Here is a 22,673-nt window from a genome sequence, read left to right on the forward strand (position 1 = left end):
AGAGCGACCCGGGGACGGTGGAAGCCCGGGGGCGAGCGCGACGTGAAGATCACCCCGGAGCCGCCGGAAGAAAGCCGCAGGAAACCCACCGCGGCGAGTAGAACCGGCATCGCGACCCCAATGAGGGGGCTCACCGAGGCACACCATGCGTCGGCGGGCCAAGGAGGGTGGTACCGCGGGAGCGCGCCGAAAGCGGCGTAAGGAAGACATGGCTCTCGTCCCTCCGGACGGAAGGCAGCAAGTCCGCCGGAGGAAGCTCGCAGATGACAACGCCGACGTACCGCCAGGTGCCCGCCCAGGTCGACCTGCCCGCCCTTGAGCACGCCGTGCTCGACTTCTGGCGCGAGCAGAAGATCTTTGCCAAGAGCCTGGAGCAGTCCGAGGGCCGCCCCGAGTGGGTGTTCTACGAAGGCCCGCCCACCGCCAACGGCATGCCGGGCGCCCACCACATCGAGGCGCGCGTCTTCAAGGACGTCTTCCCCCGCTTCCGCACCATGCGCGGCTACCACGTGGCACGCAAGGCCGGCTGGGACTGCCACGGCCTCCCGGTGGAGCTGGCGGTGGAGAAGGAACTCGGCTTCAGCGGCAAGCAGGACATCGAGGCGTACGGCATCGCCGAGTTCAACGCCAAGTGCCGCGAGTCGGTGACCCGCCACACCGACGCCTTCGAAGCGCTCACGACCCGCATGGGTTACTGGACCGACCTCAACGACCCGTACCGCACGATGGACCCCGAGTACATCGAGTCGGTCTGGTGGTCGCTCAAGGAGATCTTCAACAAGGGCCTGCTCGTCCAGGACCACCGCGTCGCCCCCTGGTGCCCCCGCTGTGGCACCGGCCTGTCCGACCACGAGCTGGCGCAGGGCTACGAGACGGTCGTCGACCCGTCCGTCTACGTCCGCTTCCCGCTCACCTCCGGCCCGCTGGCCGGCGAGGCCGCGCTCCTGGTGTGGACGACGACCCCCTGGACCCTGGTCTCCAACACGGCCGTCGCCGCCCACCCCGAGGTCACCTACGTCGTCGCGACGAACGGCGAGGAGAAGCTCGTCGTCGCCGAACCGCTCGTCGCCAAGGCGCTCGGCGAGGGCTGGGAAGCCACCGGCCAGACCTTCACCGGCGCCGAGATGGAGCGCTGGTCGTATCAGCGCCCGTTCGAGCTGGTCGAGTTCCCGGCGGACGTGGACACCCACTTCGTGGTCAACGCCGACTACGTCACCACCGAGGACGGCACCGGCTTGGTCCACCAGTCCCCCGCCTTCGGTGAGGACGACCTCCGGGTCTGCCGCTCCTACGGCCTGCCCGTCGTGAACCCCGTCCGCCCGGACGGCACCTTCGAGGAGGACGTCCCCCTGGTCGGCGGCGTCTTCTTCAAGAAGGCCGACGAAAAGCTCACCGAGGACCTCGGCAACCGCGGCCTGCTCTTCAAGCACCTGCCGTACGAGCACAGCTACCCGCACTGCTGGCGCTGTCACACCGCGCTCCTCTACTACGCACAGCCGTCCTGGTACATCCGCACCACGGCGATCAAGGACCGCCTCCTGGCGGAGAACGAGCGGACCAACTGGTACCCGGACACGGTCAAGCACGGCCGCTACGGCGACTGGCTGAACAACAACATCGACTGGGCCCTGTCCCGCAACCGCTACTGGGGCACCCCGCTGCCGATCTGGCGCTGCGAGGACGACCACCTCACGGTCGTCGGCTCCCGCGCCGAGCTCACCGAGCTCACCGGCACCGACCAGTCCGGCCTCGACCCGCACCGCCCGTTCATCGACGAGGTCACCTTCGCCTGCCCGCAGTGCGCCCAGACGGCCACGCGCGTGCCGGAGGTCATCGACGCCTGGTACGACTCGGGTTCGATGCCGTTCGCGCAGTGGGGCTACCCGTACAAGAACAAGGACCTCTTCGAGTCCCGCTACCCGGCGCAGTTCATCAGCGAGGCCATCGACCAGACCCGCGGCTGGTTCTACACGCTGATGGCGGTCGGCACGCTGGTCTTCGACAAGTCCAGTTACGAGAACGTCGTCTGCCTCGGCCACATCCTCGCCGAGGACGGCCGGAAGATGTCCAAGCACCTGGGCAACATCCTCCAGCCGATCCCGCTGATGGACCAGCACGGCGCGGACGCGGTCCGCTGGTTCATGGCGGCCGGCGGCTCCCCGTGGGCGGCCCGCCGGGTCGGCCACGGCACCATCCAAGAGGTCGTCCGCAAGACGCTCCTGACGTACTGGAACACGGTCGCCTTCCAGGCCCTGTACGCCCGTACGTCCAGCTGGGCTCCGTCCGAGGCCGACCCGGCCCCGGCCGACCGCCCGCTCCTGGACCGCTGGCTGCTGTCCGAACTGCATGCGCTGACCGACCAGGTGACCCAGTCCCTGGAGGCGTACGACACCCAGCGCGCCGGCAAGCTGCTGTCGGCGTTCGTCGACGATCTGTCGAACTGGTACGTACGCCGCTCCCGGCGCCGCTTCTGGCAGGGCGACAAGGCGGCGCTGCGCACCCTGCACGAGGTCGTCGAGACGGTCACGAAGCTGATGGCACCGCTGACCCCGTTCATCACCGAGCGGGTCTGGCAGGACCTGGTCGTGCCGGTCACACCGGGCGCCCCGGAGTCGGTGCACCTGGCGGCGTGGCCGGAGGCGGACCTCACCGCCATCGACCCGGAGCTGTCGAAGCAGATGGTGCTGGTGCGCCGCCTGGTGGAGCTGGGCCGTGCCACGCGCGCGGAGTCGGGCGTCAAGACCCGCCAGCCGCTGAAGCGCGCGCTGATCGCGGCGACCGGCTTCGAGTCCCTGGACCGCGAACTGCACACGCAGATCACGGAGGAGCTGAACGTCGAGTCGCTCGCGTCGCTGAGCGAGGTCGGCGGCAGCCTGGTCGACACGACCGCGAAGGCCAACTTCCGCGCGCTGGGCAAGCGGTTCGGCAAGCGTGTCCAGGACGTGGCGAAGACCATCGCGAACGCGGACGCGGCCGCGCTGTCCCTCGCCCTGCGCGAGGGCACGGCCTCGGTGGAGGTCGACGGCGAGACGATCACCCTGGCTCCCGACGAGGTGATCATCACGGAGACCCCGCGCGAGGGTTGGTCGGTGGCGTCCGACTCGGGCGCGACGGTCGCCCTGGACCTGGAGATCACGGAGGAACTCCGCCGCGCGGGCCTGGCCCGTGACGCGATCCGCCTGATCCAGGAGGCCCGCAAGAACAGCGGCCTCGACGTCGCCGACCGGATCACCCTGCGCTGGACGGCGACGGACCCGGCGGTCGTCGCGGCCCTGACCGAGCACGCGGAGCTGATCGCCGACGAGGTCCTCGCCCCGGACTTCGCCCAGGGCGAGGCGGACGACAGCTACGGCGACCCGTTCACGGACGAGTCCCTGACCCTGACGTTCCGCCTGCGCAAGGCGTAGCCACACGCAAGCCCGCAGCCGCCGCAGCCTGCGGGCCACGGCGCAGCCTGCGGGCAGTCGTGCCGCTGGGGCGGCACGGGTGGGCGCAGGCGGCACTCCGCCAGCGCCGGGCAGCGCGACCCACCCGACCTCAGCCCCAACCCCGCGCACATCGAAGGCCCAGGCCGACCAAGATTTCTTGGCGGCCTGGGCCTTCGGCGTTTCGTGCGTCGGACACCGCCCCCAGGCCCGAACAAACACCGCAAACCCCGTGAACCCGCGTAGCAAAAGGGCGGGGCCCCGGATCAAAATCCGGGGCCCCGCCCTGAACGCTGCCGACGCCTACGCCGTACTACGAACCGTCAGTTGTCGTCCTCGTCGATGAGGAACCCACGCATCGGCGACGGAGCCTGGCCCATGGGCGACGGCCCCTGCGGCCGGACCGGAGCCATCGGCTGGGTCATCGCCGGGGACATCTGCTGCTGACCGCCACCGTAGGAGGGCGCCGACGGAGCGGGCGCGCCGCCCATCGTCTGGTTGCCGCCGTACGACGGGGCGCTCGCACCGGCCGGGGCCATGGAAGGCGCCGGGGACGGCGGGAGCGACGCGGTCGCCGGGGTCCGCGGCGGGGCGAGCGAGTCGTCCGCCTGGGTCTCCAGCTGACGCAGCTGCGACTCCAGGTAGGACTTCAGCCGCGTGCGGTACTCGCGCTCGAAGCCGCGCAGGTCCTCGACCTTGCGCTCCAGCGTCGCGCGGGCGGACTCCAGGGAGCCCATCGCGACACGGTGCTTCTCCTGCGCGTCCCGCTCCAGCGCGTCGGCCTTGGCGCGCGCGTCGCGCTCCAGACCCTCGGCACGCGAACGCGCCTCACCGACGATCTTGTTGGCCTCGGAGCGGGCCTCGGCGATCGCCTGGTCGGCAGTCTGCTGGGCCAGCGAGAGGACTCGGGCGGCGCTGTCGCCGCCGGGGCCGCCCTGACCGGGCATGCCGGGGCCGCCCATCGGACCGCCCATGGGGCCCGGGCCCATCTGGCCCTGCATCGGCCCCTGGCCCATCGGACCCTGACCCATCGGGCCGGGACCCTGCGGACCCTGACCGCCGGGACCGGCGGGCAGCTGCGGTGCACCGCTCGGCAGCTGGGGCGGGCCACCCATGGGGCCACCCATCTGCTGCTGCGGCGGGCCCGATATGCCGGCGGGTACCGGAGCGCCCGGACCGCGCATGCCCTGCTGCGGCATGCCGCCCTGCTGGGGCATGCCGCCCTGCTGGGGCATGCCACCCTGCTGCTGGTCCTGCGGCTCCGGGGGCTTGCGCATGTTCTGCTGGTTCTGGGCAGCAGCACGCGTGGCCGCGGCCAGCTTGGCCCGCAGGTCCTCGTTCTCGCGGAGCAGGCGGGTCAGTTCGGCTTCGACCTCGTCGAGGAAGGCATCGACCTCGTCCTCGTCATAGCCTTCTCGGAGGCGGACGGTCGTGAACTGCTTGTTCCGCACGTCCTCGGGGGTCAACGGCATCTCTTCACCTCAACGTTGTCGTCGGCAGTCGGCAAGACCGTATCTGTCACATCGCTCACATCGCGCTCCGCACGAGCGTGATCAGGATGTAGACGATGATCATCAGTACGAAGAAGGACAGGTCGAGCGCCACGCCCCCGAGACGCAGCGGCGGAATGACCCGCCGCAGAAGCTTGAGCGGTGGATCAGTGACAGTGTAGGTGGCCTCCAAAACGACCACCATCGCCTTGCCGGGTTGCCACGAGCGGGCGAACTGGAAGACGTAGTCCATGACCAACCGGAAGATGAGCACGATGAGGAAGACCGTCAGCGCGATGTAGAGAACCTGCAAGACCACGCTCATGACTGGTGCTTCCCTCTCCCCTGTTCCCTGTTTCGTGCGTTCATTCCGGTGGTGCGTCTCAGCTCTGGTTGAAGAACCCGCCCTCTGCGATGCGGGCCTTGTCCTCCGCCGTGACATCGACGTTAGCAGGCGACAACAGGAACACCTTCTGCGTCACCCGCTCGATGCTGCCGTGAAGACCAAACACCAAACCGGCCGCAAAGTCGACAAGTCGCTTCGCGTCTGTGTCATCCATCTCAGTCAGATTCATGATCACCGGGGTGCCTTCACGGAAGTGTTCCCCGATGGTACGGGCCTCGTTGTAGGTCCGCGGGTGAAGCGTGGTGATCCGGTAAGGCTCTCGTTCCGACACGACCTTGGGCATGATCACCGGTGCGTTCTTCTCCAGGCTTGCGCGTTCTTGTGTGATGGATGCCACGGGCGCGATGCGCGCCGGACGTCCCGATTCCGCGGGTAGCGAAGTGGAATGTGCGACCGGCTCACGAGGCGCCGGAGGCTGCACCACCCGTACCGATTCTTCCCTTTGGGGCTGATGTGCACCATGAGGCTGGTGCGACGGCTCGTGCCGCCGGTGGTCCCGCTCGGGCTCCGGGTCCAGTTCGGGTTCGAAGTCGTCGTCGGGGTCGAAACCCCGGCCGTCGTACCCATCGTCCTCCACGAGGCCGAGGTAGACCGCCATCTTGCGCATCGCGCCGGCCATTCTCTGAGTCCTCCGCTCTGTGGTGGATCGGCTGACGACTGCCAAGTGCCCGCGATCCACGAGGTCGTTACGCCCGCCCTTCGACGGTAATGACCATATTTTCTGCTGTGGTCCGACTCTTGGCGACGTTACCGGAGCCTGGGGCGGACTCCGAGTACCGCAGTGCCGACGCGCACATGTGTCGCTCCGGCAGCCACGGCCTGTTCGAGGTCCGCACTCATGCCTGCCGAGACCATGGTGGCAGCCGGATGGGCCCTGCGCAGGTCAGTCGACAAATCCATCATCCGCTCGAATGCCGCCAGTTCGCGTCCGGCGTACTCTCCGGTGAGCGGTGCGACGGTCATCAGTCCGTCGAGCCTCAGCCCCTCGGCGGCCGCCACGCGGTCCGCCAACTCCCCGATTCCGCCGGGCGCTACGCCGCCCCGCTCCCCTCTCCCGCTCTCGCCCGCGTCGAGCGCGACCTGGATCAGACAGCCCACCTCACGCCCGGCGCGCACGGCCTCCTTGGACAGGGCTGTGACAAGCTTGGAACGATCGACGGACTGCACGAGATCCGCGTAACCGACCACAGAACGAACCTTGTTGGTCTGCAACTGACCCACAAAGTGCCATGTAAGGGGCAGATCCGAGCATTCGGCGGCTTTGGGCGCCGCGTCCTGATCGCGGTTCTCGGCGACATGACGCACACCGAGTTCCGACAGGACCCGCACATCGCTCGCGGGATAGGTCTTGGTGACCACGATCAGGGTCACCTCCTCGCGCGCTCGCCCGGCGGCCGCACAGGCCGCGGCGATACGCTCCTCCACTTTCGCCAGATTTGCGGCGAGTTCGTCCTTACGATCCGTCATGCCCATCAGTCCAGCCAGACATAGCCCGCGAGCCGACCCGTGGTCCGGTCGCGGCGGTACGAGAAGTGGTCGCCTGACTCCAGCGTGCACACCGGCGACTGCGCCCGGTCACCTACCCCGAAGCGTTCGAGCTGGGCGTGCACACCGGCGGCCACGTCGACCGCGGGCGTACCCCAGCTCGTCTCGGCGTATGCCGCCGGTTCCACGGCGGCCACCTCGGCGCGCATCGGCTCGGGCACCTCGTAGCACCGGCCGCAGACGGCGGGTCCGGTGCGGGCGACGATGCGGTGCGGCTCGGCACCCAGTTCCATCATCGCGCGTAGCGCGGCGGGGACGACTCCGGCGACCATGCCGGGCCGGCCCGCATGGGCCGCGGCGGCGATCCCGGCGACGGGGTCGGCGAGCAGTACGGGCACGCAGTCGGCGGTCAGAACCGCGAGGGCGAGGCCACGGCGTGCGGTGACGATCGCGTCGACCGGCGGAATCCCGGCCGGGGAGCCCCAGGGCCCGTCGACCACGGCCACGTCGTTGCCGTGCACCTGGTTCATCCAGACGACCTCGCCGGGATCCAGTCCCAGCGACTTGGCCGCGAGCTCGCGGTTGGTGCGGACGGCCTGGGGGACGTCGCCGACGGCTCCGCCGAGGTTGAGCTCCTCGTACGGAACGGCGCTCACCCCGCCCCACCTGTCGGTGAAGGCGAAGTGCGCGCCGTTCACGGTGTCGCCCTGTCCTATCACTTCAGGAAGTCCGGTACGTCCAGCTCCTCGGCCGCACTGTCCGCGTAGTTCCGCGACGTCGGGACCGGCGGGGGAGCCTGGAGGTCGCTCACCGGCTCCGGCGCGGGCTCCGGCTCCTCCTTCGGCTTCACGCTGCCGAGCGAGCCGAAGGACGGGCGGCTCTCGGGCTGCCGTACCGGAGTGGGCTCCTCGCGCTTGGGGGAGGAGGCGCCGAGCACGTTGTCCCGGCGGGCCGGCGGCTGGCCCCCGTCGAAGCCGGCCGCGATCACGGTGACCCGGACCTCGTCGCCGAGGGCGTCGTCGATGACCGCACCGAAGATGATGTTGGCCTCGGGGTGGGCGGCCTCGCTCACCAGCTGGGCGGCCTCGTTGATCTCGAACAGACCGAGGTCGGAACCGCCGGAGATGGAGAGCAGCACGCCCCGGGCGCCGTCGATGGACGCCTCGAGCAGCGGCGAGGAGATCGCCATCTCGGCCGCGGCCACCGCGCGGTCGTCACCGCGGGCCGAGCCGATGCCCATGAGGGCCGAACCGGCCTCGGACATGACCGACTTGACGTCGGCGAAGTCGAGGTTGATGAGGCCAGGGGTGGTGATGAGGTCGGTGATGCCCTGGACACCGGAGAGCAGGACCTGGTCCGCCGACTTGAAGGCGTCCAGGACCGAGACCTGGCGGTCCGAGATGGACAGCAAGCGGTCGTTCGGGATGACGATGAGGGTGTCGACCTCTTCGCGGAGCTCGGCGATGCCGTCCTCGGCCTGGTTGGCACGGCGCCGCCCCTCGAAGGTGAACGGGCGCGTGACCACGCCGATGGTGAGGGCGCCCAATGAGCGTGCGATGTTGGCCACGACGGGCGCGCCGCCGGTGCCGGTGCCGCCGCCTTCACCGGCCGTCACGAAGACCATGTCGGCCCCCTTGAGGACCTCCTCGATCTCCTCGCGGTGGTCCTCGGCGGCCTTGCGGCCGACGGCCGGGTTGGCTCCGGCGCCGAGTCCGCGGGTGAGTTCGCGGCCGACGTCGAGCTTGACGTCGGCGTCGCTCATCAACAGCGCCTGCGCGTCGGTGTTGATGGCGATGAACTCGACGCCCTTGAGACCGACCTCGATCATCCGGTTGATGGCATTGACACCACCGCCGCCGACACCGATGACTTTGATGACTGCGAGGTAGTTCTGCGGTGCTGCCACGTCGAAGGCCTCTCGCCTCGAGTTACGTGTCGCCGCCTCGCGGCCTTGCCGCGATCCGACGACTGATGCCGATGGGGACGGTCCGTATCGCCGACCCGAACCCTAACGTTGAAGTTTAGGGTTACCAGTGTGTCTGTTCCCTGGAGTCTTCTGAACAGGACACTAAGTCGACAAGTGGCGCACGTTCAACGAACACGCCGAACCTCCCGTTTTTCTTTTCACCCTATGTGATCAGGCGTAGCGCTGCCCAACCAGGGTGCTGGCCTGCGCCGATGTCCGTCAACTCCCTGATGACGCAGGGGCGGTGGGAACGCTGACGTCGAAGTGCCGGGCGGCGGGGGCGGCTTTCATGAGAGCGGCGAGCGTACGGGCCTTCGCGCGCCCTTTCTCGCTGCTCCCCCACGCGACTGTCCGATCGCCGCTCAACTCCAGCGAGATGTCGTCGTAGGAACGGACCTTGACGACCCGGGTGTCGCGTGCGATCGCGGCCGGAAGGGCACCGGCGACGCGTACCGCCTCCCGCACCAGCCGGTGCTCGCCGAAGCGTCGGTGGCTGGCCGCGGCCGAACCCGACCGGGACATCGTCAATTCGAGAAGCGGGACGCCTTTCGGAGCCTCAGAAACCGTGGCGAACCGGACACCCTCGTCGTCCACTTCTACGAACTCCGCGCCCTTTTCGACGAGCAGAACCGGAGTCCGCTCGGTCACTTTCAGACCGATTCCATGGGGCCAGGAACGGACCACATCAACTGCGTCAATTCGGGGCAATTTCTGACGAAGTCGCGTCTCAATCCCATCGGTGTCGACGGAAATCAGCGGCGATCCGAGCGGAACATCGGCGGCTTCGCGCACCTGCGCCGGCGCCAGGACCCGGGTCCCGGAGACGGTCACGCGCTCCACGCGCAGCATCTGCGAGCCGTACAACAGCCAACCCCCGCCCGCGCCGAGGAGGACCAGCACGATCGCGAGGATGATGATCGTACGAAGCCGGGGCGGTTTCAGCCGCCGGGCAGGGGGCGGACCGGACGACTCCTGCCGGCGCGCACCGCGTTCGGCGGTGGTGGGTCCGACCACGCTCCCCTGCCTTCCGTCACACGTGCCTAGCGATGTGCACGATGCGCGGCGATCGCCTCGTACACCATGCCGACGAGGAGTTCGTCGGCGTCCCGGCGGCCGAACTCGGCGGCGGCGCGGGACATCTCGTACAGCCGGTGCGGGTCGGCGAGCACGGGCAGGACGTTCTGCTGCACCCACTGGGGGGTGAGTTCCGCGTCGTCGACCAGCAGTCCGCCGCCGGCCTTCACCACCGGCTGGGCGTTCAGCCGCTGTTCGCCGTTGCCGATGGGCAGCGGGACGTAGGCGGCCGGGAGCCCGACGGCGGAGAGTTCGGCGACGGTCATCGCGCCCGCGCGGCAGAGCATCATGTCGGCCGCGGCATACGCGAGGTCCATCCGGTCCAGGTAACTTACCGGGACGTAGGGGGGCATTCCCGGCATCTGGTGCACCTGCGGCAGTTCGTTCTTCGGGCCGACCGCGTGCAGGATCTGGATCCCGGCCTGCTGGAGCCACGGAGCGACCTGCTGGACCACCTCGTTGAGGCGGCGGGCGCCCTGCGAACCGCCGGAGACGAGCAGGGTCGGCAGGTTCGGGTCGAGGCCGAACATCGCGCGGGCCTCGGGGCGCGCGGCAGCCCGGTCGAGGGTGGCGATGGAGCGGCGCAGCGGGATGCCGATGTAGCGGGCGTCACGCAGCTTGCTGTCCGGCGTGGAGACGGCGACCTTGGCGGCGTACCGCGAGCCGATCTTGTTGGCGAGGCCGGGGCGGGCGTTGGCCTCGTGGATGACGATCGGCACACCGAGTCGCTTGGCGGCCAGGTAGCCGGGCAGGGCGACATAGCCGCCGAAACCGACCACCGCGTCCGCCTTGGTGCGCTCCAGGATCTGCTCGGCCGCCTTGATCGTGCCGCGCAGCCGACCCGGGACGGTGATCAGCTCGGGGGTGGGCTTGCGCGGCAGGGGTACTGCAGGGATCAGCGCGAGTTCGTACCCGCGCTCGGGTACGAGTCGGGTCTCCAGGCCGCGCTCCGTGCCCAGGGCCGTGATTCCCACGGTCGGGTCCTGCCTGCGCAGGGCGTCCGCGAGGGCGAGCGCGGGCTCGATGTGGCCGGCGGTCCCTCCGCCGGCGAGTACGACATGCACCGAAATTCACCGCTCTCCGGACGTGCGCGCCGCCGAGGCGCGCCGTCGCATCGTGTTCCATCTCCGAGGCCCCTGAGAGCCCCCACCCCCCCGCTTTCTACCAAAGCGGGGTTGCCGCATCGCAAGCGCCGCCCGCGCAGCGGGCTCGTCGCGCGCGAAGGCGATCAGCAGCCCGATGGCGAACATGGTCGGCAGCAGGGCGGATCCCCCGTAGGAGAACAGCGGGAGGGGGACGCCGGCGATCGGCAGCAGACCGAGCACCGCACCGATGTTGATCACGGCCTGGGCCGTGATCCAGGTGGTCACACCTCCCGCGGCATACCTCACGAAGGGGTCCTCCGTGCGTCCGGCCACGCGGATGCCTGCATAGCCTAGAGCGGCGAAGAGGGCGAGCACCGACAGCGTCCCCGCCAGGCCCAGTTCCTCACCGGTGACGGCGAAGATGAAGTCGGTGTGCGCTTCGGGGAGTTGACCCCATTTTTCCACACTTGCACCGAGCCCGGAACCGAAGAGTCCGCCGGAGGCGAGGGCGTAGATCCCGTGCACGGCCTGCCAGCAGGAGCCGTCCGGGCCCATCTCGGTGGCACCGATGCAGCGGAACCGGTCCAGCCGGTTGGAACTGCTCTGGATGAGGACCGTGCCGATCACCGCGGCCACCGCCAGTACCCCGACGAACAGCCGGGTCGGTGCTCCCGCCAGCCACAACAACCCGAACAGGATCGCCGTGACGATGATCCCCGTGCCCATGTCGCCACCGAGCATGATCAGCCCGAGCAGCATGAAGGCGACCGGCACGAGCGGCACCAGCATGTGCTTCCACTGCGCCAGCAGCTTCTTGTCCTGTTTGCGGGCGAGCAGGTCGGCGCCCCACAGCACCAGCGCGAGCTTGCCGAACTCACTGGGCTGGATCTGGAAGGAGCCGCCGAGGGCGATCCAGTTCTGGTTGCCGTTGACTGCCATCCCTATCCCCGGCACCTGCACCAGAGCCATCAGGAAGACGGCGCCCGCCAGGATCGGGTAGGCCAGCGCCCGGTGCAGCTTCACCGGCATCCGCGACGCGGCGAACAGCAGCCCGGCGCCGATGACGGCGGCCAGCATCTGCTTGCGGAAGAAGTACGACCCCGGCAGGGACATCTGCAGGGCGGTGATCTGGGAGGCCGAGTAGACCATCACCAGGCCCAGCACGGTGATCAGCAGACTGCCGCCGAGGATCAGGTAGTACGCGGTCAGCGGCCGGTCCCACGCTCTGCGCGCACGCGTGGAGAAGCGTACGAAGGGGTTCTCGCGCGGCGGCCGGGGAGCGGCGGGCCCGCGGACGGCCCGCCGAACCGGAGGACGCCCCGTACGGCTGCCGGACATCACCGGCTGCCACCGGCGGGTACCCGCCGACCAAACCCGAGCCACATCCGAGTCACCCGTCCCTCCAAGGGTCCCGAAGCACCCGCCGTGGCCGAGACCCGCCGTCAGGCGCCCGCGCCGAGTTCGCGAACCGCCTCCGCGAACGCCTCTCCGCGCTTGTTGTAGTTGGCGAACATGTCCATGGAGGCACAGGCCGGTGCCAAGAGCACCGTGTCTCCGGCAACGGCGAGTCGCCGGGCCTCCTGGACCGCCGCGAGCATCGCCCCAGTGTCGGTCCGGTCGAGGTCGACGACGGGTACTTCCGGGGCGTGTCGCGCGAGGGCGTCACGGATCAGGGCACGATCGGCACCGATGAGGACGGCTCCGCGAAGTCGCTTGGCCGACTTGGCGACGAGTTCGTCGAAGGTGGCGCCCTTCGCCAGTCCGCCGGCGATCCACACGATCGACTCGTATGCCGCCAACGAGGCTTCTGTCGCATGGGTGTTGGTGGCCTTGGAGTCGTCGACGTATGCAACCCCGTCCACGTCGGCGACGTGCGCGATGCGGTGCGCGTCCGGCGTGAAGGCCCGCAGCCCGTCCCGTACGGCCTCGGGCGGCACACCGTAGGCGCGCGCGAGGGCCGCTGCGGCAAGGGCGTTGGCGATGTTGTGCGGGGCGGGCGGGTTGACGTCGGAGACCTCGGCGAGCTCCTGGGCGTTCTTCTGCCGGTTCTCCACGAAGGCGCGGTCGACCAGGATGCCGTCCACGACGCCGAGTTGGGACGGCGCGGGCGTGCCCAGCGTGAAGCCGACGGCCCGGCAGCCTTCTTCGACGTCGGCCTCGCGCACCAGGTCCTCGGTGGCCTTGTCGGCCGCGTTGTAGACGCAGGCGACGCGATTTCCTTCGTAGATACGGCCCTTGTCGGCGGCGTACGCCTCCATGGAGCCGTGCCAGTCGAGGTGGTCGGGAGCGAGGTTGAGGACGGCGGCGGAGTGGGCGCGCAGCGAGGGCGCCCAGTGGAGCTGGTAGCTGGAGAGTTCGACCGCCAGGACGTCGTACTGCTCGTCGCCGAGCACCGCGTCCAGCAGTGAGACGCCGATGTTGCCGACGGCGGCCGTGCGCAGGCCGGCCGCCTTCAGGATCGAGGCGAGCATCTGGACGGTGGTGGTCTTGCCGTTGGTGCCGGTGACGGCGAGCCAGGGGGCGGCGTCGGGGCCACGCAGGCGCCAGGCCAGTTCGACGTCGCCCCAGATCTCGATGCCGGCTTCGTGCGCCGCCGCGAACAGCGGCTTGTCCGGCTTCCAGCCGGGCGCGGTGACGATCAGCTCGGTGCCCTCCGGCAGGGTCGCGCCGTCGCCGAGGCGGACCTTGACGCCCAGGGCCTGAAGCTCGGCCGCCTGCGCCCGCGCCCGGTCGTCGTCGCCGTCGTTGACGACGGTGACGAGCGCGCCCAGGCCGTGCAGGACCTTGGCCGCCGGGACGCCGGAGACGCCGAGCCCGGCGACGGTGACGTGCTTGCCCTGCCAGTTGGTCACTTTTCCGCTGCCCATCCCGCGTAGAAGAGGCCCAGTCCGACGATCACACAGATGCCCTGAATGATCCAGAAGCGGACCACGACGAGCACTTCGGACCAGCCCTTGAGTTCGAAGTGGTGCTGGAGTGGCGCCATCCGGAAGACCCGCTTCCCGGTGAGGCGGAAGGAACCGACCTGGATGACCACCGACATGGTGATGAGGACGAACAGACCACCGAGGATGGCGAGCAGCAACTCGGTGCGGGAGCAGATGGCCAGACCGGCGAGCACACCGCCGAGCGCCAGCGAACCGGTGTCGCCCATGAAGATCTTGGCGGGCGAGGTGTTCCACCACAGGAAGCCGAGGCAGGCGCCCATGAGGGCGGCGGAGACGACCGCGAGGTCGAGCGGGTCGCGCACCTCGTAACAGGCGTTGGGGTTGGTCAGATCCAGCGCGTTGGCGCAGGACTCCTGGAACTGCCAGACGCCGATGAAGGTGTAGGCGCCGAAGACGAGGACGGAGGCGCCGGTGGCCAGACCGTCGAGCCCGTCGGTGAGGTTCACGCCGTTCGACATCGCGAGGATCATGAACAGCGCCCACACCACGAACAGCACCGGGCCGATGGTCCAGCCGAAGTCCGTGATGAAGGACAGTTTCGTGGAGGCCGGGGTGTTGCCGCGGGCATCCGCGAACTGCAGCGAGAGCACAGCGAAGGCAATACCGACGATCAGCTGGCCGGCCATCTTCGCCTTGGCCCGCAGACCCAGCGAACGCCGCTTGACGATCTTGATGTAGTCGTCCAGGAAGCCGACCAGACCCATCCCGACCATCAGGCCGAGCACCAGCAGACCCGAGAAGGTCGGCGCCGCGTCGGCCTCGGGGTCCAGGTAGCTCGTGACCACCTTGGCCAGGAAGTACGCGGCGACCGTCGCCAGGATGAAGGCGATACCGCCCATGGTCGGCGTACCGCGCTTGCTGGCGTGCTCGCGCGGGCCGTCGTCGCGGATGTACTGACCGTAGCCCTTGCGGGCGAGCAACTTGATCAGCAGCGGGGTGCCGACCAGGGTCAGGAAGAGGCCAATGACTCCTGCGAACAGGATCTGCTTCATCATCGGGCGGCAACCTCACCCTCGGCACCGTTCTCGATGAGCGCCTGCGCCACGCTCTCGAGCCCGACCGACCGGGACGCCTTCACGAGTACGACGTCTCCCGGGCGCAACTCGCTGCGCAACAGGTCGACCGCCGCCTGTGCGTCGGACACGTGCACCGACTCCTCACCCCACGAACCCTCGTTATATGCGCCCAGTTGCAGCCAGGACGCTTCCCTGCCCCCGACCGCGACGAGCTTGCTGACGTTGAGCCGGACGGCGAGCCGTCCGACCGCGTCGTGCTCGGCGAGCGCCTCGTCCCCGAGCTCGGCCATCTTGCCGAGCACCGCCCACGTACGGCGCCCCTTGCCCATGGCCACGAGGGCGCGCAGGGCGGCCCGCATGGACTCGGGGTTCGCGTTGTAGGCGTCGTTGACGACCGTCACGCCGTCCGGGCGCTCGGTGACCTCCATGCGCCAGCGGGAGAGGGAGCCTGCCTCGGAGAGCGCGGTGGCGATCTCTTCCGCGGACATGCCCAGCTCATGGGCGACGGCGGCCGCGGCGAGCGCGTTCGACACGTGGTGCTCACCGTACAGGCGCATGGTCACATCACTGCACCCGGAGGGTGTGTGAAGGGTGAAAGAGGGCTGCCCGGTGTCCGTCAGGTGCACGTTCTCGGCGCGTACGTCCGCTTCGTCGGCCTCTCCGAAGAGAATCACCTTCGCCTTCGTACGGGATGCCATGGCGCGTACGAGGGGGTCGTCGGCGTTGAGGATCGCGGCTCCCTCTTCGGGGAGCGCCTCGACCAACTCGCCCTTCGCCTGGGCGATCTGCTCGCGGCCGCCGAACTCGCCGATGTGCGCGGTGCCGACGTTCAGCACCAGGCCGATGTGCGGGGGCGTCAGGCCGGTGAGGTAGCGGATGTGGCCGATGCCGCGGGCGCCCATCTCAAGGACGAGGAACCTCGTCTCCTCGGTGGCGCTCAGTGCGGTCAGCGGCAGTCCGATCTCGTTGTTGAACGATCCCGGCGTCCACACCGTCGGTGCCTTGCGCTGGAGCACCTGGGCGATGAGGTCCTTGGTGCTGGTCTTGCCCGCGGAACCGGTGAGCGCCACCAGGGTGGTGCCGAGCTTGCGTACGACGTGCCGGGCGAGGGCGCCGAGGGCCGTCTGGACGTCGTCGACGACGATCGCGGGCACACCGACGGGGCGGGAGCCCAGAATCGCGGCTGCGCCCGCCTCGATCACGGCCCCGGCGTAGTCGTGGCCGTCCACGCGCTCGCCGACGAAGGCGGCGAAGAGGCTGCCGGGCTCCACCTCGCGGGAGTCCCGGACGACCGGTCCGGTCACCTGCACCGACGGATCCGGTATGTCGTACGTCTGCCCGCCGACGACTTCTGCGATCTCGGCGAGAGAGAGGGCGATCACAAGTTCATCCCTGGGTCTTCTGGATAGCTTCGCGAAGCACCTGGCGGTCGTCGAAGGGACGGACCACCCCGGCGATGTCCTGGCCCTGCTCGTGGCCCTTGCCCGCGACCAGCACGGTGTCCCCGGGCTGTGCGCGGTCGACGGCGGCGGCGATCGCGGCGGCCCGGTCCTCGAAGAGGAGCACTTCGCCGCGTTCGTGCGCGGGCACCGAGGCCGCGCCCTCGAGCATGGTCGCGAGGATCGCGAGGGGGTCCTCGGAGCGGGGGTTGTCGGAGGTCAGTACGGCGATGTCGGCGAGCCGTGCCGCGGCGGCGCCCATGGGGCCCCGCTTGTTCCTGTCCCGGTCGCCGCCGCAGCCGAGGACGACGTGCAGCCGGCCCTTGGTGACCTTGCGCAGCGCCTTGAGCACGGATTCGACGGCGTCGGTCTTGTGGGCGTAGTCGACGACCGCGAGGTACGGCTGCCCGGCGTCCACGCGCTCCAGGCGGCCGGGCACGCCCGGCACGGCGGCGATGCCGTCGGCGGCGGTCTGCGGGTCGAGGCCGGCGGCGGCGAGGGCGACGATCGCGGCGAGGGTGTTCGCCACGTTGAAGGGGCCCGGCAGCGGCGACCTGGCGCCGATCCGCTCGCCGTTCGGGCCGATCACGGTGAACGGCGAGTCCAGCGGGCCGACCGTGACGTCCTCGGCGCGCCAGTCGGCGTCGGGGTGGCCCTCGGCGGAGTAGGTGACGACCGGGACTGTGGCCTCGCGGGCGAGCCTGCGACCGTACTCGTCGTCGATGTTGACGACGCCGAGACGGCTGCGTTTCGGCGTGAACAGCTGTGCCTTGGCCCGGAAGTAGTCCTCCATGTCGGAGTGGAACTCCATGTGTTCCGGGCTGAGGTTGGTGAAGACGGCCACGTCGAAGACGCAGCCGTCGACCCGGCCGAGAACCAGCGCGTGGCTGGAGACCTCCATGGCGACCGCCTGGACGCCGCGTTCGCGCATGACGGCGAACAGGGCCTGGAGGTCGGTGGCTTCGGGGGTGGTGCGCTCGGACTTGATGCGCTCGTCGCCGATGCGCGTCTCGACGGTGCCGATCAGTCCGGCCGAACGGCCGCCCGTCCGCAGACCGCCCTCGACGAGGTAGGCCGTCGTGGTCTTGCCGGACGTGCCGGTGATGCCGATCTGCAGCAGATCGTGGCCGGGCCGGCCGTAGATCGTGGCCGCCAGTTCGCCCATCCGCGCGCGCGGGTCGTCGACGGTGAAGACCGGCAGGCCCGTGGCGGCGGCGCGTTCGGCGCCGGCCGGGTCGGTGAGCACGGCGACCGCGCCGAGGCCGACGGCCTGGGTGACGAAGTCGGCGCCGTGCGCGCGGGCGCCGGGCAGGGCGGCGTACAGGTCGCCGGGGCGGACGGCCCGCGAGTCGTGGGTGATGCCGGTGACCTCGACGGTGCCGGCCGGTGCGGCGACACCCAGCTGGTCGGCGAGCTCCGCGAGGGGTGTGGCGGAGACCCGTTCCGGCCGTGGCGGGCCCGGATATGTCACGGGAACGCCCTTCTGGGTGGTTTGGGACTGATCAGCGTGTGGCACGGCGGTGAGCGTACCGGGCGCACCCGCTCCGGAGCGAAGTGAGGGGCGAGGGACGCTCTGGTCCCCGGGATCGGGGGTGATCGTTGTCACGGGTGGTTCCTGGGTGCTCGGTGCTGAACGGATGGTTCCGGCGGCTCGCCGCTGATCAGGGTTTGAAGGTGACCGGGAGTTTCGCGGGCGGCGTCCCGGTCGGCGGGACCTGGAGGGTCTTCAGGGCGAACTCCATCACCTTCTTGTAGACGGGGCCGCAGATCTGGCCGCCGAAGTAGCTGCCCTTGGTGGCGTTCTGAATGGCGCAGTACACGGTGACACGGGGCTTGTCCGCGGGTGCGAATCCGGCGAAGGACGAGGTATAACCGCGGTACTTGCCGGTGGCCGGATCCACGCGGTTGGCCGTGCCGGTCTTGCCCGCCACCCGGTAGCCGGGGATACGGGCCTTGGTGCCGGTGCCCTCCTCGTCGTCGACGACCGACTCCAGCATCCGGGCGAGCGTCCTGGCCGTCTTCTCGCTCACGACCCGCGTCTTCTCCGGCTTCGGGGCGGGCGTGAAGACACCGTCGGGTCCCTGCGTGCCGCGCACGAGCGAGGGTTCGACGCGGACGCCGCCGTTGGCGATCGTCGAGTAGACGGACGCCGCCTGCATCGCGTTGATGGAGACGCCCTGGCCGAAAGGAATCGTGTACTGCTGCGACGTCGACCAGGTGTCCGGGGAGGCGAGGATGCCCTTGGTCTCGCCGGGGAAGCCGAGCCCGGTGTAGCTGCCGATGCCGAACTTGCGCAGGTACTCGTACAGCACCCGGTTGGCCTCCGCCTGGTTCTTGCCGAGCTGGCCGGTCGCCAGGATGGTGCCGATGTTGCTGGACTTGGCGAGCACGCCGTTGAGCGTCAGGTACCAGGTCTCGTGGTCGATGTCGTCCCGGAAGAGCCGGTCGCCGCGGTGCAGCCGGTTGGGTACGACGACATGCGTGGCCGGCGTGGCGACGTTCTCCTCCAGTACGGCGGCCATCGACATCACCTTGGCGGTGGAGCCGGGCTCGTAGGCGTCCTGGACGGCCGCGTTGCCCATGGCGGTCGCGTCGGCCGTGGTGAGGTCGTTGGGGTCAAAGCCGGGCGAGTTGGCCATGGCGAGGATCTCGCCGGTGGCGGTGTCCTGGACGATCACATAGCCGCGGTCCGCCTTGGACTCCTTCACCTGTTCGGCGATGGCGTTCTGCGCGGCCCACTGGATGTCCCGGTCGATGGTCAGCTCGATGTCGGAGCCGGGCACCGCGGGGGTCTCGGTGGAACCGACGGTCGGCACCTGGTGGCCGCCGGACTGGGCGTAGCGGATCTTGCCGTCCTCGCCGGCCAGCTGTCCGTTCAGCTGCTGCTCGATGCCGCCGCCGCCCTTGCCCTCGGCGTTGACCCAGCCCAGTATCCCGGCGGCCAGGTCGCCGTTCGGGTACACGCGCTTGCTGCTGGGTTCGGCGAGGACACCGGCGAGGACGTTGACCGTGCTCTTGTCGGTCTCCGCCTTGGCGGCGAGCGCGGTCCTCAGGTCCTTGATCTGCTTCCAGACCTGCGGGGTCTGCCGGCCGGCGAGCTTGACGTAGCGGAGCTTCTTGTCCTCGGGCCGGAGCTTGCGGGCGAGCTCGGCCTGGTCCTGGCCGAGGATCGGGGCGAGGAGGGCGGCCGCCTGCTCGGGCCCGTCGTCGACCTTCAGCTGCTCGGGGGTGAACAACGTGGGGTCGGCCGTGATGTCGTACGCGTCCACGCTGGTCGCCAGGGCCACGCCGGTGCGGTCGGTGATCTCGCCGCGCTGGGCGGCGAGGGTGTGCACCACGTACCGGTTCCGCTCGGCCTTCGCGGCGTATGCGCTGGCATCGACGGCCTGCACCTGGAGCAGCCGTACGACGAACACGAGCAGTACGAGGGTCAGCGCCAGGCCGACCATGCGCAGGCGGGGCCGGGGGCTGCCGAGCCGGATGACGCGCGGGGCCGGACGGCGGGCCGGGCGGGCGCCGGGGCCGGGGCGCCGTGCGCTGCCGGAACGGTCGGGCCGTGCGGGTCCGGGCACGCGGCGGTGCGGCGCTTCCCTGTCGGTCACTTCCGTCACCTGCCGGGGGTCGTGGTCGGGGTGGAGGTGGAGCGGGGTGTGGGGGTGGATGCCGAGCGGGGTGTGGCGGGGGCCGTGCGAGTGGCCGGGGTGGGGCTCGGGGCCGGGGAGCCGAACGGCGTCGGGCTGGCCGCGCCCGGCGGAGGCTCGGCGGTCATCGCCTCGGGGGCCAGGACGAGGGGCGTGCGCGCGGAGGCCGGCTCGGCGGCGGAGGGGACGCCCTTGACGGTGCCGTCGGGGTCGAGGAAGGCGGGGTCTCCGCCGGGCACCATGCCGAGTTCGCGGGCGCGGCGCTGGAGGGCGTCGGGGGCGGAGTAGGCGTCGATGTCCCGCTGGAGGGCCTGTTCCTCGTCGGTGAGGTTCTTGGTCTCCTTCTGCAGGTCGTCCAGTCGGAACGACCCTTCGCTGAGTGCCGAGTTCAGCACCAGCAGTCCGATGAGACCGCCGCCCAGCAGAAGGACGACCAGCAGGACGAACGGAGTCCGGGCGGCCTGCCCCCGACCGGTGGGAAGAAGCCGTGCGAGGCGGGCGGCCCTCCCCTTCAGCTCGGGTTTCCTGATCGGTTCGGGTTTCCTACTCACTCGCCCTCCCCCGGGCTCGGAACCCGAACGCCCGCCCCTGCCGCCGCCTCACTCGACGTCCTCCCTGATGCGCTCGGCCGCGCGCAGTCGCGCCGGGGCCGCCCTGCGGTTCTCGGCGACCTCTTCCTCGCTGGGAAGTTCGGCACCGCGCGTGAGCAGCTTGAGCCGGGGCTGGTACTGCTCGGGCACGACCGGCAGCCCGGGCGGCGCGGTGCTGGCGGCGCCGGCCGCGAACACCTGCTTGACCAGCCGGTCCTCCAGCGAGTGGTACGACAGCACGGCGATCCGCCCGCCCACGCCGAGGGCCTGCACAGCGGCCGGGATCGCGCGCTCCAGCACGGAGAGTTCGCCGTTGACCTCGATACGCAGGGCCTGGAAGGTGCGCTTGGCCGGGTTGCCGCCGGTCCGCTTGGCGGCCTGCGGCAGCGCGTCCCGGATCACCTCGACGAGCCGCCCGCTGTTCGTGAACGGCTCCTTCTCCCGTTCGCGTACGACGGCGGCGACGATCCGCTTGGCCTGCTTCTCCTCGCCGTACGCGCGCAGGATCCGCACCAGTTCACCGGCCGGGTAGGTGTTGAGGACCTCGGCGGCGCTGATGCCGGTCGTCTGGTCCATGCGCATGTCGAGCGGGGCGTCCTGCGCGTAGGCGAAGCCGCGGTCGGCCTCGTCGAGCTGCATCGAGGAGACCCCGAGGTCGAACAGAACGCCCTGCACGCGCCCGATGCCGAGCCGGTCGAGGACGTCGGGCAGCTCGTCGTAGACGGCGTGCACGAGCGTGGCGCGGTCGCCGTACGGGGCGAGGCGCTCGCCGGACAGGCGCAGCGCCTCCTTGTCGCGGTCGAGGGCGACGAGCCGGGCCTCGGGGAAGCGGGCGAGCAGCGCCTCGCTGTGGCCGCCGAGGCCGAGCGTGCAGTCGACGACGACCGCTCCGGGGGCCTGGAGGGCGGGGGCCAACAGGTCCAGGCACCGCTGGAGCATCACCGGGACGTGTCGACTCTTGCTCAAGGGGCCCTCTCAGGTCCGGCGGGCGGTACGCACCGCCGGGTCCCCGCCCGCTCGTGAAGGGGAGGCCTGCCGGCGCCGGAAGCGTCAGCCGGCCGGGAGCGGGTGGAGGCCGAGCCGTACGTACGCGCCGCGCACGTGGGGAGATCTCCGGCAGCAGTGCCGGGGTCTTCGGGAAATTCAGTCCAGCGGGGAGAGCCTCGCCTCCCGCTTTCGCGTCACTTTAGTCCACCCTGTCTCGCGGTCAATCAACCGGCCTGCGCGTCGCGGCGGCCGACGGCGAGGAAGCGGCGAACCGGAAGGAACCACTCGAACGGACGCACCCTTCTCACGCCTGTGGGTTAGCTCACAACACGGCGTGATGACGCTCTTTGTCCTCCCTCACAGCAGGACCGGATCGCCCGTGACCAGTACCGTCGTCACCATGACGACTTCCGCATCGGTTCCCGCCGGCTCCGAGGACGCCATAACCCGCGTCGGCACCGTCACCGACCGTCTCGTCGAGGCGAACGAGCGGTACGCCGCCGCCTTCACCGACCCGGGTATGGACGCCCGTCCCGTCCTCCGTGTGGCCGTCGTGGCCTGCATGGACGCCCGGCTCGACCTGCACGCCGCGCTCGGCCTCCAGCTCGGCGACTGTCACACCATCCGCAACGCGGGGGGTGTCGTCACCGACGACGTGATCCGCTCGCTCACCATCAGCCAGCGCAAGCTCGGCACGCGCAGCATCGTCCTCATCCACCACACCGGATGCGGTCTGGAGAGCCTCACCGAGGACTTCCGCACCGAGCTGGAGCTGGAGGTGGGCCAGCGCCCCGCCTGGGCGGTGGAGTCCTTCCGGGACGTCGACCAGGACGTACGGCAGTCGATGCAGCGCGTGCGCACCTCGCCGTTCCTGCTGCACACCGACGACGTACGCGGCTTTGTCTTCGACGTGCGGACGGGTCTGCTGCGCGAGATCGACCCGGCGTGACCGTCACCCGGGGTTCTCGGTTTCGGGAATCCCGGGCTCGGGACGGAACAAACTGCCGTAAGGCCTGACATATCGCGGCCAGTTGTCCACAGGCGAGTGACACGAATCGGTAACGGCAGCAAGAATGCGGGTTGTGGCGTCGCGCGGAACTTTTCACGCGTGGTGTCCGTGT

At 70.0% G+C, this 22,673-nt stretch carries 18 protein-coding genes; 2 read left to right on the top strand and 16 right to left on the bottom strand.

The window, feature by feature from the left end; all coding sequences use genetic code 11:
- The first annotated feature begins 263 nt into the window (after positions 1 to 263).
- On the top strand, positions 264 to 3,407 hold the full coding sequence (ileS, locus tag ACFVJQ_RS01985; protein WP_385509360.1) for an isoleucine--tRNA ligase: 3,144 nt from the start codon (positions 264 to 266) through the stop codon (positions 3,405 to 3,407).
- 341 nt (positions 3,408 to 3,748) lie between these two features.
- Here the strand turns inward: ileS and ACFVJQ_RS01990 are convergent, their stop codons facing one another.
- The 16 genes from ACFVJQ_RS01990 to rsmH all read right to left on the bottom strand — a co-directional run bounded on the left by ACFVJQ_RS01990 (position 3,749) and on the right by rsmH (position 21,531).
- Positions 3,749 to 4,897: a DivIVA domain-containing protein gene (locus ACFVJQ_RS01990; protein ID WP_224737511.1), complete on the bottom strand. Its 1,149-nt coding sequence runs from the start codon at positions 4,895 to 4,897 to the stop codon at positions 3,749 to 3,751.
- A gap of 55 nt (positions 4,898 to 4,952) precedes the next feature.
- Complete coding sequence (locus ACFVJQ_RS01995) at positions 4,953 to 5,240, bottom strand: YggT family protein (protein ID WP_385509362.1); 288 nt, start codon at positions 5,238 to 5,240, stop codon at positions 4,953 to 4,955.
- 58 nt (positions 5,241 to 5,298) lie between these two features.
- Entirely contained in the window at positions 5,299 to 5,940 is a 642-nt protein-coding gene (locus ACFVJQ_RS02000) for a cell division protein SepF (RefSeq protein WP_385509363.1), read from the bottom strand.
- A 128-nt stretch (positions 5,941 to 6,068) separates the two neighbouring features.
- Complete coding sequence (locus ACFVJQ_RS02005) at positions 6,069 to 6,788, bottom strand: YggS family pyridoxal phosphate-dependent enzyme (protein WP_385509455.1); 720 nt, start codon at positions 6,786 to 6,788, stop codon at positions 6,069 to 6,071.
- A gap of 5 nt (positions 6,789 to 6,793) precedes the next feature.
- Positions 6,794 to 7,525 (bottom strand): peptidoglycan editing factor PgeF, encoded by a 732-nt coding sequence (pgeF, locus tag ACFVJQ_RS02010; protein ID WP_385780229.1) that lies wholly within the window; start codon positions 7,523 to 7,525, stop codon positions 6,794 to 6,796.
- The gene (ftsZ, locus tag ACFVJQ_RS02015; RefSeq protein ID WP_129797406.1) at positions 7,522 to 8,712 is read right to left on the bottom strand and encodes a cell division protein FtsZ; all 1,191 of its coding nucleotides are present in this window, start codon (positions 8,710 to 8,712) and stop codon (positions 7,522 to 7,524) included. Before ftsZ ends, pgeF begins: the two co-directional genes overlap by 4 nt.
- A 279-nt stretch (positions 8,713 to 8,991) precedes the next feature.
- Positions 8,992 to 9,786 (bottom strand): cell division protein FtsQ/DivIB, encoded by a 795-nt coding sequence (locus tag ACFVJQ_RS02020; RefSeq protein ID WP_385509366.1) that lies wholly within the window; start codon positions 9,784 to 9,786, stop codon positions 8,992 to 8,994.
- A gap of 26 nt (positions 9,787 to 9,812) precedes the next feature.
- Positions 9,813 to 10,910 carry an undecaprenyldiphospho-muramoylpentapeptide beta-N-acetylglucosaminyltransferase gene (murG, locus tag ACFVJQ_RS02025; protein ID WP_385509368.1) on the bottom strand — a complete coding sequence of 366 codons (1,098 nt, stop codon included), beginning with the start codon at positions 10,908 to 10,910 and terminating at the stop codon, positions 9,813 to 9,815.
- 6 nt (positions 10,911 to 10,916) lie between these two features.
- Positions 10,917 to 12,269, bottom strand: a complete 1,353-nt coding sequence (gene ftsW, locus ACFVJQ_RS02030) for a putative lipid II flippase FtsW (protein ID WP_385509369.1) — start codon at positions 12,267 to 12,269, stop codon at positions 10,917 to 10,919.
- 104 nt (positions 12,270 to 12,373) lie between these two features.
- Positions 12,374 to 13,798: a UDP-N-acetylmuramoyl-L-alanine--D-glutamate ligase gene (murD, locus tag ACFVJQ_RS02035; protein ID WP_385509370.1), complete on the bottom strand. Its 1,425-nt coding sequence runs from the start codon at positions 13,796 to 13,798 to the stop codon at positions 12,374 to 12,376.
- Positions 13,780 to 14,871, bottom strand: a complete 1,092-nt coding sequence (gene mraY / locus ACFVJQ_RS02040; RefSeq protein ID WP_129797541.1) for a phospho-N-acetylmuramoyl-pentapeptide-transferase — start codon at positions 14,869 to 14,871, stop codon at positions 13,780 to 13,782. The genes murD and mraY overlap by 19 nt, the downstream gene beginning before the upstream one ends.
- Positions 14,871 to 16,277, bottom strand: coding sequence for a UDP-N-acetylmuramoyl-tripeptide--D-alanyl-D-alanine ligase (gene murF, locus ACFVJQ_RS02045; protein ID WP_224737520.1), 1,407 nt, complete (start codon positions 16,275 to 16,277; stop codon positions 14,871 to 14,873). Before murF ends, mraY begins: the two co-directional genes overlap by 1 nt.
- Before the next feature lie 4 nt (positions 16,278 to 16,281).
- Complete coding sequence (locus ACFVJQ_RS02050; protein WP_385509371.1) at positions 16,282 to 17,940, bottom strand: UDP-N-acetylmuramoyl-L-alanyl-D-glutamate--2,6-diaminopimelate ligase; 1,659 nt, start codon at positions 17,938 to 17,940, stop codon at positions 16,282 to 16,284.
- 55 nt (positions 17,941 to 17,995) lie between these two features.
- Positions 17,996 to 19,936: a peptidoglycan D,D-transpeptidase FtsI family protein gene (locus ACFVJQ_RS02055; protein WP_385780235.1), complete on the bottom strand. Its 1,941-nt coding sequence runs from the start codon at positions 19,934 to 19,936 to the stop codon at positions 17,996 to 17,998.
- 5 nt (positions 19,937 to 19,941) lie between these two features.
- On the bottom strand, positions 19,942 to 20,526 hold the full coding sequence (locus ACFVJQ_RS02060) for a septum formation initiator family protein (RefSeq protein ID WP_385509373.1): 585 nt from the start codon (positions 20,524 to 20,526) through the stop codon (positions 19,942 to 19,944).
- A 48-nt stretch (positions 20,527 to 20,574) separates the two neighbouring features.
- Complete coding sequence (gene rsmH / locus ACFVJQ_RS02065; RefSeq protein ID WP_385509374.1) at positions 20,575 to 21,531, bottom strand: 16S rRNA (cytosine(1402)-N(4))-methyltransferase RsmH; 957 nt, start codon at positions 21,529 to 21,531, stop codon at positions 20,575 to 20,577.
- A 421-nt stretch (positions 21,532 to 21,952) separates the two neighbouring features.
- Between rsmH and ACFVJQ_RS02070 the strand changes: the two genes are divergently transcribed.
- Positions 21,953 to 22,501, top strand: coding sequence for a beta-class carbonic anhydrase (locus ACFVJQ_RS02070; RefSeq protein WP_385509375.1), 549 nt, complete (start codon positions 21,953 to 21,955; stop codon positions 22,499 to 22,501).
- The last annotated feature ends 172 nt before the right edge of the window (positions 22,502 to 22,673 follow it).

It is taken from the genome of Streptomyces sp. NPDC127197 (assembly GCF_042672405.1).
In the GTDB taxonomy this organism is placed as follows: Bacteria; Actinomycetota; Actinomycetes; order Streptomycetales; family Streptomycetaceae; genus Streptomyces; species Streptomyces flavusporus.

Bases quoted from the DNA above. Each gene is read 5' to 3' on its own strand.
- ACFVJQ_RS02005 (WP_385509455.1), bottom strand. From the start codon at position 6,788: ATGACGGATCGTAAGGACGAACTCGCCGCAAATCTGGCGAAAGTGGAG.
- ftsW (WP_385509369.1), bottom strand. From the start codon at position 12,269: ATGTCCGGCAGCCGTACGGGGCGTCCTCCGGTTCGGCGGGCCGTCCGC.
- ileS (WP_385509360.1), top strand. From the start codon at position 264: ATGACAACGCCGACGTACCGCCAGGTGCCCGCCCAGGTCGACCTGCCC.
- murD (WP_385509370.1), bottom strand. From the start codon at position 13,798: ATGGGCAGCGGAAAAGTGACCAACTGGCAGGGCAAGCACGTCACCGTC.
- ACFVJQ_RS01990 (WP_224737511.1), bottom strand. From the start codon at position 4,897: ATGCCGTTGACCCCCGAGGACGTGCGGAACAAGCAGTTCACGACCGTC.
- ACFVJQ_RS02070 (WP_385509375.1), top strand. From the start codon at position 21,953: ATGACGACTTCCGCATCGGTTCCCGCCGGCTCCGAGGACGCCATAACC.
- ACFVJQ_RS01995 (WP_385509362.1), bottom strand. From the start codon at position 5,240: ATGAGCGTGGTCTTGCAGGTTCTCTACATCGCGCTGACGGTCTTCCTC.
- mraY (WP_129797541.1), bottom strand. From the start codon at position 14,871: ATGAAGCAGATCCTGTTCGCAGGAGTCATTGGCCTCTTCCTGACCCTG.
- ACFVJQ_RS02000 (WP_385509363.1), bottom strand. From the start codon at position 5,940: ATGGCCGGCGCGATGCGCAAGATGGCGGTCTACCTCGGCCTCGTGGAG.